Annotated in this window: 10 protein-coding genes; 5 read left to right on the top strand and 5 right to left on the bottom strand. The window is 70.8% G+C overall.

The genetic code is table 11. From position 1 onward, the window contains the following. Positions 1–29 precede the first annotated feature (29 nt). Positions 30–3,533, top strand: a complete 3,504-nt coding sequence (locus ACFXC1_RS19120) for a DNRLRE domain-containing protein (protein ID WP_381244123.1) — start codon at positions 30–32, stop codon at positions 3,531–3,533. Positions 3,534–3,546: 13 nt separating this feature from the next. On the opposite strand, the gene ACFXC1_RS19115 is transcribed toward ACFXC1_RS19120, so the two are convergent. From ACFXC1_RS19115 to ACFXC1_RS19095, 5 genes are read right to left on the bottom strand one after another with little or no spacing between them, the layout of a single operon-like run. Beyond that, positions 3,547–4,224: a pyridoxine/pyridoxamine 5'-phosphate oxidase gene (locus tag ACFXC1_RS19115; protein WP_381244122.1), complete on the bottom strand. Its 678-nt coding sequence runs from the start codon at positions 4,222–4,224 to the stop codon at positions 3,547–3,549. 10 nt (positions 4,225–4,234) lie between these two features. Continuing rightward, complete coding sequence (locus tag ACFXC1_RS19110) at positions 4,235–5,116, bottom strand: GNAT family N-acetyltransferase (RefSeq protein ID WP_381244121.1); 882 nt, start codon at positions 5,114–5,116, stop codon at positions 4,235–4,237. Next, positions 5,113–5,712: a GNAT family N-acetyltransferase gene (locus tag ACFXC1_RS19105; RefSeq protein WP_381244119.1), complete on the bottom strand. Its 600-nt coding sequence runs from the start codon at positions 5,710–5,712 to the stop codon at positions 5,113–5,115. Before ACFXC1_RS19105 ends, ACFXC1_RS19110 begins: the two co-directional genes overlap by 4 nt. A gap of 37 nt (positions 5,713–5,749) precedes the next feature. Beyond that, positions 5,750–6,157 carry a Zn-ribbon domain-containing OB-fold protein gene (locus tag ACFXC1_RS19100; protein WP_381244117.1) on the bottom strand — a complete coding sequence of 136 codons (408 nt, stop codon included), beginning with the start codon at positions 6,155–6,157 and terminating at the stop codon, positions 5,750–5,752. Beyond that, positions 6,154–6,606, bottom strand: coding sequence for a DoxX family protein (locus ACFXC1_RS19095; protein ID WP_381244115.1), 453 nt, complete (start codon positions 6,604–6,606; stop codon positions 6,154–6,156). Before ACFXC1_RS19095 ends, ACFXC1_RS19100 begins: the two co-directional genes overlap by 4 nt. A gap of 259 nt (positions 6,607–6,865) precedes the next feature. On the opposite strand from ACFXC1_RS19095, the gene ACFXC1_RS19090 reads away from it, so the two are divergent. The 4 genes from ACFXC1_RS19090 to ACFXC1_RS19075 all read left to right on the top strand — a co-directional run bounded on the left by ACFXC1_RS19090 (position 6,866) and on the right by ACFXC1_RS19075 (position 12,721). Then, positions 6,866–8,059, top strand: a complete 1,194-nt coding sequence (locus ACFXC1_RS19090) for a flavin-containing monooxygenase (RefSeq protein WP_381244113.1) — start codon at positions 6,866–6,868, stop codon at positions 8,057–8,059. 126 nt (positions 8,060–8,185) lie between these two features. After that, positions 8,186–10,411, top strand: a complete 2,226-nt coding sequence (locus ACFXC1_RS19085) for an acetate--CoA ligase family protein (protein WP_381244111.1) — start codon at positions 8,186–8,188, stop codon at positions 10,409–10,411. Continuing rightward, the gene (locus ACFXC1_RS19080; RefSeq protein WP_381244109.1) at positions 10,408–11,196 is read left to right on the top strand and encodes an enoyl-CoA hydratase/isomerase family protein; all 789 of its coding nucleotides are present in this window, start codon (positions 10,408–10,410) and stop codon (positions 11,194–11,196) included. The genes ACFXC1_RS19085 and ACFXC1_RS19080 overlap by 4 nt, the downstream gene beginning before the upstream one ends. Before the next feature lie 37 nt (positions 11,197–11,233). Beyond that, positions 11,234–12,721: an oxidoreductase gene (locus ACFXC1_RS19075; RefSeq protein WP_381244107.1), complete on the top strand. Its 1,488-nt coding sequence runs from the start codon at positions 11,234–11,236 to the stop codon at positions 12,719–12,721. The last annotated feature ends 34 nt before the right edge of the window (positions 12,722–12,755 follow it).

Genomic DNA, 12,755 nt, shown 5'->3' with positions numbered 1-12,755 from the left:
CGGAAAGAGCTGTCCATACTCCAACCGCCATGCAGCCTGTTGTGGAGAAGGGCACCTTGAGCGACCTCGACACCGCCGCGGAACCAAGTCCCCCCGGCAGAAAGCGCGTTCGGCGTGCCGTGGCCACAGCCGTGGCACTGGCCCTCCTGGCCGGCGGCGGCGCGCTGCTCGCGCTGCGCGACGACGGCGACGCCGTCTCCGACGCCAGGACCAGGCGGGCCGCCCGGCCGGTCGACGAGGACGAGGCCCAGTCACGGGCACGCAGGAGCGGCAAGAAGGTCGAAGTCGCCACGCTGACCGACGAGTTCTCGACCACCTACGCCAACCCCGACGGAACGTTCACCTACACGGTCTCCGTCGCGCCCCTGCGCGCGAGGAACTCCAAGGGCGCGTGGGCACCGGTCGACACCGGCCTGCGCAGGACCGGCGAGGGCTGGCACACCGTCAACAGCCCCTATCCGGTGACCTTTTCGGCCGGCGGCAAGGGAACGGGCGGGACGAACGAGACATCGACCCGGCGGTCCGGTACGGCGGTTCGGTCAGGTACGGCCGTTCGCTCCGCCGTGTTCCGCACCGGGAGCCGCGTGGCCCAGCAGGTCGACGACACCTCGTGGACCCCGCTGCTGACGATGACCGCCGAAGGCCACGAGATCACCTTCGCGTGGCCGGGCGAGCTGCCCGAGCCGGTCGTCGAGGACAACCGCGCGCTGTACGAGGGCGTCCGGCCCGGCGTCGACCTGATGCTCACCGCCCGGGACACCGGCTTCACCCATGTCCTGGTCGTCCACACACCGCAGGCGGCCGAGAACCTGGCCGCCGACCCGCCGCGCTACCGGGTCACCTCCGCCGACCTCTCCTTCGTCCTCGACCCCGGCACCGACGTGCTCACCGCCAAGGACGGCGACGGCAACGAGATCGCCGTCTCCCCCACGCCGTTCCTGTGGGACTCGGCGGGCACGCACGACACGGACGGCGCGTCCGCCGACCCTGAAGCCGCGACCGGGACCAACGAGAACCCCGAGGTCGTCGAGGAGGCACCGGCGCGCGAGAACCCGGACGACATACCGCCCGACGAGGTCCCGAACGAGAACCCGGACGGCTCCGGCGGCAAGGCGGACCCCGTCGCCTACGACGGCCCGCGGGCGTCCGCGTCCGACACCCTCGCCCTGCCCGCCGTGAACGGCCCCGGCGACGGCGGCCACGCCACCACCGCCGCCGCCCGGTACAGCGGCGACGTGCTGACGATCACCCCGCCGGCCGGCTATCTCACGGACACCGAGGACCTCACCTACCCGCTGTTCCTCGACCCCTCCACCACCGGCATCCGCGCCAACTGGACCACGGTCTACAAGCGTTACCCCAGCTCCAGCTTCTACGACGGCGCCAACTACAACGAGGACACCAAGGAGGCCCGCGTCGGCTTCGAGAGGGACACCTGGGGCACGGCCCGTTCGTTCTTCCGCATGAAGCTGCGGAACTCCATCAAGAACGCGGACGTCTCCAGCGCCACCCTGAAGGTCCTGGAGACCCACTCCTGGTCGTGCAGCAAGCGCACCGTCCAGCTGTGGGGCACGGGCGACTTCACCTCCAAGACCACCTGGAACCGCCAGCCGTCCTGGAAGCGGAAGATCACCTCGAAGTCCTTCGCCTACGGCTGGAAGTCCAACAGCTCCTGCCCGGACGCCTATGTCAACTTCACCGTCACCTCGCTCGCCCAGGACGCCGCCGACTCCGGCGCGACCAGCTTCAACCTGGGCCTGGTCGCCTCCACCTCGTCCTCCGCGCCGACGGGTTCCTCCAGCAGCCTGGAGACGGACACGTACTCCTGGAAGCGGTTCAAGGCCGAGGGCGACGGCTCCCCCTCGCTGTCCGTCACCTACAACCGCAAGCCGAACACGCCGACCTCCGTCACCATGAGCCCCGGCTCCTGCGACACCTCCGCCTCGCCGTACATCAAGGTCGGCAAGGGGGACACCATCACCCTCAGCGGCAAGGCGACCGACCCGGACAGCGACCTGACCAAGCTGGAGTTCCAGCTCTGGCAGACCGGCAAGTCCGACACCACGACGAAGACGTTCACCAAGACCGTGGACGACGGCGAGGTCGGCGGGGTCTCCGTCAAGTCGTCGCTGAGCAACGGCGTCACCTACTCGTGGCGGGTACGCGCCTGGGACGCCAAGGTCAGCAGCGGCTGGGCGCCCACCGGCGGCGACGGCGTGTGCCGGTTCACCTACGACACCGATCTGCCCGACTCCCCCGCCCCGGTCGTCTCGACCGACTTCCCCGGTGACGACGACGGCGACAGCGAACCCGACGTGTGGTCCGCCAAACCCTTCGGCAACAGCGGCAGTTTCACCTTCGCGGTGGGCAGCGCCTCCGAGACGGACATCGTGAAGTTCGTCTGGTCCATCAACTCCACCAGCTACGCGGGCTACGCCTGCTCGGGCGGCGCACAGGGCACCTCGGGCGGCCTCACCAAGTCCTGCACCACGGCCATCAAGACGGCCACCATCACCGGCATCAAACCCCCGGCCGCCGGCCCCAACACGCTGTACGTCAAGTCCGTCGACTCGGCGGGCAACATCTCCCCCAACGGGACCAAGCACTTCTTCTACGTCCAGCCGCGCTCGGCCGCGGACGGCCCCGGCGACCTGAACGGGGACGGCGACGCCGACTTCGGCCATGTCACCGCCGCCGGAAACCTCTGGATCGACTCGGTCTCCCAGGACGGCACCTGGGTGTCCAGCGCCTTCGGCACCCACGACAACGGCACCCTGATCAAGGACGGCGGCACCGCCCCGCACATCTGGGACGGCACCGGCACCTACGCCCTGGTCACCCACAACGGCGACTTCGCCCCCGGCGACGGCGTCAGCGACTGGGTGATCCGCACCCCCGAGGGCCGGCTGTTCCTCTACCCCGGCGACGGCTACGGCGCGATCGACGTCAGCAAGCGCGTCGAGATCCGCCTGCCGTCCAACGCCCCCGACCCCGCCACCTTCTCGGAGATCAAGTCGGCGGGCGACATCACCGGCGACGGCCGGCCGGAACTGTTCGTGGCGGGCGGCGCCGGCGGCAACGAGCTGTGGGTGTTCACCGGGTACAGCGGCGGCAGCTTCAGCGGGGCGACCCAGATGACGACCTCCTCCTGGGGCGACACCGAACGGGACTTCGTGGCCATCGCCGACTACAACGGCGACGGCGCGGCCGACATGACGTACCGCACCGCGGCCGGCAACATCCAGTTGCGCAAGGGGATCCTCGACAGCGACGGGACGGGCACGGTCCTCGCCAGCCTGGGCACGTCGGGCGCGAGCCTGGACGGCGACCACGCCTACGCCTCCGGCACCTTCACCTACGCCGCCTACCCGCTGATCCACGGCACCCCCGACGCCACCGGTGACGGCATCCCCGACATCTGGACGACCAACGCGGCCGGAGCCCTGTTGCTCTACAAGGGCGGCGCGACCGCTGTCGGCTCCTCGACCACGCTCAGGTCGAGCGGCTGGGACACGGTCAGGCGACTGGGGTGATGGCCGGCGGGGCTCAGGGCCAGAGCAGTTCCCTGGCCCAGCCCCGCTCCTCACGCACATACCTCAGCCGGACATGCCGCCGTAGCGCGTCCCCTTGGAAGAACTCGGCCTCGTCAGGGAAGACGCGGTACAGGGTCCAGGACGGGACGGGGGTGTGCGGCTCGCGTTGAGCCAGTTCCCAGGCCTCTTCAGAAGAGAGGGTCAACTCCTCCAAGGACGGGAGGACTTCGCTCTGGTGGCCGGTCAGCGCTGCCGCCAGGGCCCCTGTCGAGCGGGCGTGCAGGTCGGCCTGGGATTCGTCGGGGGTCGCCGGGAGGGCCGGGCCGCGCAGGCGGATCTGGCGGCCCAGGCGGGGCCAGTAGAAGGAGAGGGCGGCGTACGCGAAGTGCTTCAGCTGGTGGCCCTTGCGGCTTGTGGCGTGGGTCGCGAAGGACCAGCCCTCCGTGTCCGCGCCGTGCAGCATCACCATGCGTACGTCGGGGAGGCCCTCGTCGTCCCTCGTCGCCAGTGACATCACATGGGGCTCCGTTTCCCCCGCCGCCACCGCCTCCGCGAACCATGTGGTGAAGAGGTCGAGGGGGGTGTCCGGTGCCGTGGTCGGGTCGAAGGCCCGTAGTTCGGTCGTTTCGGGGGCCCATACCCGTAGGGACTTCAGCAGGTCGTGGAGGTCCGGTTCCGGTTCCGTTGGCATGGGTCGAGTATCACCTTCGGCCGGTTCCGGGTCCGAAGTCGTATGCGGTGAAGTCGGCGACCGGGCGGTATCCGATCCGTTGGTAGAGGGCGTTGCTGGTCGGGTTCGCGAGGTCGGTGAAGAGGAGCACCTCGGCCGCGCCCGCCGCGCGTGCGGCCCGGCTGACCTCCGCCGTGGCGGCGCCCGCGTAGCCGCGGCCCCGCAGGTCCACAGGGGTGTAGACGGGGGCGACGCGGATCTGGCCGGCCACCTTCGCCGTGACTCCGGCCATCGACACCGGTGTTCCGTCCGGCGTCTCCCAGAGCGTGACGCCGCCGTAGGAGATCCGGGCGTCGGCCCATTCGGCCGATCCGATCATGGCGCCGTGTTCGCCGATCGCCTGCACGAACTCGTCGTGCCAGCACATGAGTTGTTCGCGGTCCTTTGCCACCGCGACTCTGGGGCGGCCGGGAGGGGCGGGGGTCGGGATCGTCAACTCGGCCAGGCGGTAGAGGCGTTGGCGGACGCCGATCTCGGGTTCGGTTCCGGTGCGTCGCCCCCATGCTTCCGCGAAGGCCGTCGCCGTGTCCTGTTCGGCCATGACGCCGGGCAACTTGAGCCCCTGGTCCGCGAGTTGGGCCGCCAGCGCTTCGGCCTCGTCGGGGGTGAGGCGGGTCGACATGAGGCGGCCGGGGGGTGTGCGGAAGTAGGCGGCCGTGACGGTGCCGTCGCGTTCCAGGACGCCGAACTCCGGGTCGCCGTCGCCGTAGATGTGTCGCCCGCGTCTGCGCAGGGTGTCCGTCACCGTCAGCTGAATCGTGTGGTGGGCGGGGCGGGACTTGAGGAAGTCGCCTGCCAGGCGCAGGAATTGGTCGAGGTCCGGGGTGAGGTGCCAGGCGGGGGTCGTCGTCACAGTTCTGCCTCCGGGTCGGTTGCCAGGCGGCCGTGCAGGTGGACGTCGCGGAACGCGTCGCGGCGCCCCGCCTCGAACATCGCTCCGCGCAGTGTTCCCTCGGCGGGGAAGCCGCAGCGTTCGGCGATGTGGCAGGAGGCGTGGTGGCCGAGGGCGTGGCCGAGTTCGAGGCGGTGCAGGCCCAGGTCGGTGAGGGCCCAGCGGGCGGCGAGGGTGAGGGCGCGGATCGCGACGTGCCGGCCGCGGGCCTCGGGGAGGGTCCAGTAGCCGACGCGGCCGACGCTGATGACGTGGTCGATGTCGTTGACGCCGATGTGTCCGAGGGTCCTGCCGTCGGCGGCGTCCATGACGCGGAACGAGGCGCTGACGCCGTCCTCGGCACCCTCGGCGCGGGAGCGGAGCGAGTTGCGGGCGCCGGTGAGGTCCGTGATCGGGCGGAGTGGGGTGTTCCAGCGCTGGAAGTCGGGGTCGGACACTCCGCGCAGCCAGTCCGCGACATCGGTGTCGTCGTCGGGGTCCCAGGGGCGCAGCCGCAGTCCGTGGCCGTTCAGCTCGGGCAGGGGGTGCTGAACGGACCGCTCGCGTATGTGGGCCATCACGCCATTGAATCAAGTGCCCCGTGCACGGGGTGTGTCATTTTTCACCGGGCGGAACCCTGAACACCGGTACTCCCTCCCGGAACACCGCCTCGACCGGCGTTCCGGCGCGTAGGGCGGCCGGGTCGGAGTCCACCAGTTCCGTCATCATGCGGGGCCCCTCCGCGAGATCGACGACGGCGGCGACGTACGGCACCCGCCCTCCGAAGGGCGGCAGGTCGTTGCGGTGGACGACGGACCAGGTGTAGAGGGTGGCGTGGCCGCTCGCGGTCTCCCAGGTGACGTTCTCGCTCCAGCAGTGGGGGCAGAACTCGCGCGGGTAGTGGTGGGGCCGGCCGCAGTCGGCGCAGCGGCGGATCAGCAGTCTGCCCTGGCCGGCCGCGTCCCAGTAGGTGCGGGTGAACGCGTCGGTCTCGGGGAGGTCGAAGCGCAACTCGTCAGTCATCGGAACCATCCGAGCGCGTCGTCCAGCGACCACACCTGCCAGGACATCGCGAACAGTGCCACGACGGAGATGAGCGCCATCATCGCGTTCTGCCCCTGCTCCGCCCAGTCGTGGATCATGAGGGTGAAGTAGAGGACGTTGAGGAGCAGGCCCCCGATGAGGGCGACCGGGGTGAGGAATCCCGCCACCAGGCCGAGCCCTACGGCGAGTTCGGCGTAGACGACGACGTACGCCATCGTGCGCGGGCGCGGCGCGACCATCACGTCGAAGCCCGAACGGACCGCGGTCCAGCGGTGTTTGGCGGCGACGTCGACGGCCCAGGCGATGCCGGTGCCGCGTTCGAACCAGGCTTTCTTGTCCTTGTGCCGCCAGCTCTCCAGCCACCACAGGCCGAGTCCTATGCGGAGGACCGCGAGCCATTCCGCTCCGTCGAGCCAGATCGCATCCATGAATCTGACGGTACGTCAGAAGATGGGGAAAGCCGAGAGGGGGCCATGAAATTCCTCCGGTCACCGCCCCACGGCGCCGAGCCCCTCCGCGTACGTCGCAGGCTCGGCGCCGCGGCATGTCCGGACCCGCACCCGTCGCGCACAACCAGAGGTTCTACGTCACAGGCCGCACCCGGTCCTCCACACCCGTGATCAATCCGCAACCAATTCCGGTCTTGACCGAGACCCATCAACGTGGGACGTGATTACGCTCGCGCTCATGGCCGACTCCACAGCGTCCCCGACCCCGGTGCCGCAGAACCACGCAGACCGCCCCGTGTACGTCATCGGCGGCGGCCCCGGCGGACTCGCCGCCGCGTACGCGCTGCGCGCGCGGGGCATCCGTGCCGTCGTACTGGAGCGGTCGGACCGGGTCGGGGCGTCATGGCGCGGGCACTACGACCGCCTCCACCTGCACACCACCCGGCGGCTCTCGGGCCTGCCGGGCCTCGCGATGCCGCGCCGGTTCGGGCGCTGGGTCTCGCGCGACGACGTGGTGCGCTATCTGGAGAAGTACGCGGAGGTCCACGAGCTGGAGATCGTCACCGGCGTCGAGGTCTCCCGCATCGAGCGCTCGGCCGACGGCACCGGCTGGCTGCTGCACGCCACCGGCGGCCGTGAGCTGACCGGCCGCGCGGTCGTCGTCGCCACCGGCACCAACCACACCCCCCGGCTGCCGGACTGGCCAGGCCGCGACACCTACACCGGCGAGCTGCTGCACGCCGCCGACTACCGCAACCCGCGGCCGTACGCGGGCCGGGACGTCCTGGTCGTCGGCGTCGGCAACACGGGCGCGGAGATCGCCGTCGACCTGGTGGAGGGCGGCGCGTCGCGCGTACGGCTCTCCGTACGCACCACCCCGCACATCGTGCGCCGCTCGACCGCGGGCTGGGCGGCCCAGTACACGGGCATCGTCGTACGGCGGCTGCCGGTCGGGCTCGTCGACCGGCTCGCGGGGCCGATGGCCAGGCTCAGCGTGCCGGACCTGTCGGAGCAAGGGCTCGCGCGGCCCGACACCGGGCTGTACAGCCGGGTCAAGGACGGGTCGATCCCGGTGCAGGACGTCGGTCTGATCGACGCGGTGCGCAAGGGGCGGGTGGAGGTCGTGGCGGCCGTGGAGTCGTTCGAGGACGGCAAGGTGGTGCTGGCCGGCGGTGAGCGGATCGAGCCGGACGCCGTCGTGGCGGCCACGGGTTACGTCCGTTCGCTGGAGGGTCTCGTCGGCCACCTCGGTGTGCTGGACGCGCGAGGGAAGCCGGTCGTGCACGGTGCCCGCTCCCCGAAGGAGGCGCCCGGCCTGTACTTCACCGGCTTCACCAACCCCATCAGCGGCATGCTCCGCGAGCTGGCGATCGACGCGGAGAAGATCGCGAAGACGCTCGCCAAGTCCGTCCGCAAAAGTGCCGTGAGCTAGAGCCTGTCCCGGAGCCCGTCCGTTCTTTGCGTGCACGACAGTTCCTGACGCAGTGTCAGTTCAGTAATCTGACACTGCGTCAGTTAATTGCGCTGTCACGACTGTCACACAGGAGCGGGCGGACCGATGCTTGGATCAACCCACGGCACCCTCACCACCGACTCCCGCCGGGCCCGGGTCATCGCCTGCGGTGAGCAACCCGGCCCCGCCGTCCACGGAAGGCCCGCCGACGTCGACGATCTCGATGTCAGTGGGCGGCCGTTGTACGCCGGCGTACCCGACCTGGACCGTTTCTTCCGCCCCGAGTCGGTCGCCGTGATCGGCGCCTCGGACGCGGAGGGACGCCCGAACACCGGCATCACCCGCCAACTCATGGCCTGGGCCGAGCGGGTGGGGGCACGTCTGCATCCGGTGCATCCCACCCGTACGACGGTCTTCGGCGTCCCCTGCTTCCCGTCCGTCGCCGATCTCCCCGAACAGGTCGACCTGGCCGTGGTGCTGGTGGCCGACCCGCTCCCCGTGATCGAGCAACTGGCCGAGGCCAAGGCGAAGTTCGCGGTCGCCTTCGCGTCCGGCTTCGCGGAGACGGGCGCGGAGGGCGCACTGGCACAGGAGCAACTGGCCGCCACCGTAGGCCGGTCCGGTCTCCGTCTGCTCGGCCCGAACACCAACCTCAACGCCTTCGAGAACTTCCGCGAGGACCTCGACGGCCCCGCGATCGCCCTCATCACCCAGTCCGGCCACCAGGGCCGCCCGGTCTTCGCCCTCCAGGAACTCGGCATCCGGCTCTCCCACTGGGCGCCCACCGGCAACGAGGCCGACCTGGAGACGGCCGACTTCATCTCCTACTTCGCCGAACTACCCGAAGTCGGCTCCATCGCCTGCTACTTGGAGGGCCTCAAGGACGGCCGTGCCTTCCTCCTCGCCGCCGACCGCGCCGCCCGCCGCAAGGTGCCCGTCGTCGCGGTGAAGGTCGGCCGCACCGAGACCGGCGCCCGCACGGCCGCCTCCCACACGGGCAAACTCACCGGCGCGGACACGGTGGTGGACGCGGCGATGCGCCAGTACGGCGTACTCCGCGTCGACGGCCTCGACGAACTCCAGGACACGGCAAGCCTGTTGGCGCGGGCGAAGCCCCCGGTCGCCGACGGGGTCGTGGTGTACTCGATCTCCGGCGGCACGGGCGCCCACTTCGCCGACCTGGCCAGCGAGGCGGGACTGCACCTGCCACAGCTGTCCACGGCCAAGCAGGCCGAACTGCACGAGTGGATACCGCCGTACCTGAGCGTGGCCAACCCGGTGGACAACGGCGGTCACCCGGTGGGCGACTGGCGCGGCCGGAAGATCATCGACGCGATCCTCGACGACCCGGAGGTGGGCGTCCTGGTGTGCCCGATCACGGGTCCCTTCCCGCCGCTGAGCGACAAGCTGGTCGAGGACCTCGTCGCCGCGGCCGAACGCACCGACAAGCTGGTGTGCGTGGTGTGGGGTTCGCCGGTCGGCACCGAACCGGCCTACCGGGACGTCCTGTTGGGCTCCTCCCGGGTGGCCACCTTCCGCACGGTCGGCAACTGCATCACGGCACTGCGCGCCTACTTCTCCCACCACCGCTTCGTCCACGCCTACCGCTCCCCCTTCGACGAGGCCCCCCGCACCCTCTCCCCGTCCTTCCGCAAGGCCCAGGCCCTGATGCGCCCCGGCCAGCAGCTGAGCGAGCACGCGGCGAAACAACTCCTGCGTGCCTACGGCATCCGGGTGCCCCGCGAGCAGCTGGTGACCAGCGCGGCGGCGGCCGTACGGGCGGCGGGCCTGGTGGGCTACCCGGTGGTGATGAAGGCGTCGGGCGGCCAGATCGCGCACAAGACGGAACTGGGCCTGGTGAAGGTCGGACTGACATCGGCCAGCCAAGTCCGCGACGCCTACCGCGAGTTGACCGACATCGCCCGCTACGAGGACGTGACCCTCGACGGTGTCCTGGTCTGCCAGATGGTCGAGCGGGGCGTCGAGATGGTGGTGGGCGTCACCCAGGACGACCTGTTCGGGCCGACCGTGACGGTCGGTCTCGGCGGGGTGCTGGTCGAGGTGCTGCGGGACGTGGCCGTACGGGTGCCGCCGTTCGGCGAGGACCAGGCGGCCGCGATGCTCGGCGAGCTGCGCGGCCGACCGCTGCTCGACGGGGTGCGGGGGCGACCGCCGGCGGATCTGGACGCGCTGGTGGAGGTGATCCTGCGGGTGCAGCGCATGGCCCTCGAACTGGGCGACGTGCTCTCCGAGTTGGACATCAACCCGCTGATGGTGCTGCCCCGGGGACAGGGCGCGGTGGCGTTGGACGCGCTGGCGGTGTGCCGATGAGCGAGGTCGTGCACACCGTCTCGGGCCAGGTCGCTCACCTCACCCTCAACCGCCCCGAGGCCATGAACGCGATCACCCCGGACCAACGGAACCGTCTGATCGACCTGTTGGAGGGGGCGTCGGCCGACCCTTCCGTACGGGCGGTGGTCCTCACCGGCACCGGACGCGGCTTCTGCGCGGGCGCCGACCTGAGGGGCGGCGCGACGGCGAACGGCGAACGGGTGGCCGGAGACGTCGCCCGCACGATCCGCCTGGGCGCGCAACGTCTGATCGCCGCCGTCCTGGACTGCGAGAAACCGGTGATCGCGGCGGTGAACGGCACCGCGGCGGGCCTGGGCGCGCATCTGGCCCTCGCCTGCGATCTCGTCCTGGCCGCGGAGTCGGCACGGTTCATCGAGGTGTTCGTACGCCGGGGCCTGGTCCCGGACAGCGGCGGCGCCTACCTGCTCCCCCGCCTGATCGGCCCGCAACGGGCCAAGGAGCTGATGTTCTTCGGCGACGCCCTGACCGCCACGGACGCGGAACGCCTCGGACTCGTCAACCGGGTAGTACCGGACGGGGAGTTGGAGAAGACGGCCCGCGAGTGGGCACAACGCCTGGCCACCGGCCCGACCCGCGCCCTCGCTCTCACCAAACAGCTCGTCAACGCCTCCCTGGACAGCGACCGGACGACCGCGTTCGCGGCGGAGGCGGCGGCCCAGGAGATCAACATGACGACGGAGGACGCGAGGGAGGGCGTGGCGAGCTTCGTGGCGCGGCGGAGTCCGGAGTACCGGGGACGCTGACGCGCGCGCCGCGGACCTTGGTCTCTACGCTGTGTCGATGCTGTCGTACGAGGAAATGACCCCGCCCGAACGGGAGTTGTGGAACGCCTTCCCCGAAGGCCGCCTGGTGGACCTGCGCGTGGGCGCACCGGATGAGAACGATCCGGCGGAGGGGGCGGACTGGGGACCCGAGCGCACGCTTCGAGCCGCTGTCGTGACGGCAGTGGCGCGAGGAGCGAACGCCGCACCGCCGGGGGCGGTCACCGCGCTGCGGGTCATCGGCGCGCGGATCACCGGCCGACTCGACCTGGCCGACGCGGAGATCGGACACCTGCTGCGGTTCGAGGGCTGCTGGTTCGAGGAGGGTCCGAGTCTCCGCGGAGCCGCCACCCGGACGATCGGGATCGTCGGCTGCCAAGTACCGGGCATCGACGCCACGTTGGCCTCCGTCGAGGGCACCCTCGACCTGAGGTGTTCGGTCCTGCACGGCAGGCTGTCGCTCATGCGGGCGCGGATCGCGGGTGAACTCCAGCTGGGCGGGGCGGTGTTGTCGGACCCAGAGGGCTGGGCGCTGTTCGCCGGCGGTCTGGTCATGGAGGGCGGGGTCTTCTGCCGTCGGGGATTCACGGCCCACGGGGGCATACGTCTGCTGGGGGCCCACCTGCCCGGCGGCCTGTTCATGGAGGGCGCCCGGCTGGACAATCCCGACGGCCCTGCGCTCGTCGCGGACAACGCCGTGGCCCAGACCCTGGTCTTCTCGCAGGGATTCACCGCCACCGGGACCGTCCAGCTGCGCGGCGCCCAGATATCCGACCAACTCACCTTCGACGGCGCCTTTTTGAGCGGCCCGGACGTGGCCCTGGACTGCTCACGAATGCAGGCGGGGGAGCTCCACTTCACGCCCGCCGCACCCCCTTCCGGTGCGGTGGACCTGCACGGGGCCCATGTCTCGGTCCTGCACGACGGCAAGGACAGCTGGCCGGACGTCGTACGGCTCCAGGGGTTCGGCTACGCCTCCATCCAGTCCGAGGACGGTCCGCACGGCTACGACGTGACCCGCCGCGTCGAGTGGGTCCGCCGCGAGCCCGGCTACGCCCCGCAACCCTACGAGCAGTTGGCGAGCTGGTACCGGCAGGTCGGCCACGAGGACGACGCGCGCAGGGTGCTGCTGGCCAAGCAGCGCCATCGCCGCAGCACCCTGCACCCGGCCGGCCGGGTGTGGGGGCGGGTGCTCGATGCCCTGGTCGGCTACGGCTACCGGCCCTGGCTGGCCGGAGTGTGGATCGTGGCCCTGGCCGTCCTCGGCATGGTCGTCTTCGGCCACCAGAAGCCGATCCAGGTTCAGCCCGGGCAGGGCCCGCCGTTCAACACCCTCGTCTACACCCTCGACCTGCTGATCCCGATCGGCGGCCTCGGCCAGCGCACCGCCTGGTACTGGCCGGAGGGAAGCCTCTCGCAATGGCTCTCCTACGGCCTGATCGCGGCCGGCTGGCTGCTGACGACGGCGGTCGTCGCGGGCGTCACCCGGTCGCTGAACAAGAACTGAGACCCCCGCCGACGCAATCGGCAGGGGTCCACGC

Source organism: Streptomyces hokutonensis, assembly GCF_042751305.1.
Taxonomy (GTDB): domain Bacteria; phylum Actinomycetota; class Actinomycetes; order Streptomycetales; family Streptomycetaceae; genus Streptomyces; species Streptomyces hokutonensis_A.
This window is presented reverse-complemented; position numbering and strand designations above follow the sequence as displayed.

Excerpts from the sequence above, each read along its gene's own strand:
- ACFXC1_RS19090 (WP_381244113.1), top strand. The coding sequence starts at position 6,866 with ATGGCCGACTCCACAGCGTCCCCGACCCCGGTGCCGCAGAACCACGCA.
- ACFXC1_RS19115 (WP_381244122.1), bottom strand. The coding sequence starts at position 4,224 with ATGCCAACGGAACCGGAACCGGACCTCCACGACCTGCTGAAGTCCCTA.
- ACFXC1_RS19100 (WP_381244117.1), bottom strand. The coding sequence starts at position 6,157 with ATGACTGACGAGTTGCGCTTCGACCTCCCCGAGACCGACGCGTTCACC.
- ACFXC1_RS19075 (WP_381244107.1), top strand. The coding sequence starts at position 11,234 with ATGCTGTCGTACGAGGAAATGACCCCGCCCGAACGGGAGTTGTGGAAC.
- ACFXC1_RS19105 (WP_381244119.1), bottom strand. The coding sequence starts at position 5,712 with ATGGCCCACATACGCGAGCGGTCCGTTCAGCACCCCCTGCCCGAGCTG.
- ACFXC1_RS19080 (WP_381244109.1), top strand. The coding sequence starts at position 10,408 with ATGAGCGAGGTCGTGCACACCGTCTCGGGCCAGGTCGCTCACCTCACC.
- ACFXC1_RS19095 (WP_381244115.1), bottom strand. The coding sequence starts at position 6,606 with ATGGATGCGATCTGGCTCGACGGAGCGGAATGGCTCGCGGTCCTCCGC.
- ACFXC1_RS19120 (WP_381244123.1), top strand. The coding sequence starts at position 30 with ATGCAGCCTGTTGTGGAGAAGGGCACCTTGAGCGACCTCGACACCGCC.
- ACFXC1_RS19085 (WP_381244111.1), top strand. The coding sequence starts at position 8,186 with ATGCTTGGATCAACCCACGGCACCCTCACCACCGACTCCCGCCGGGCC.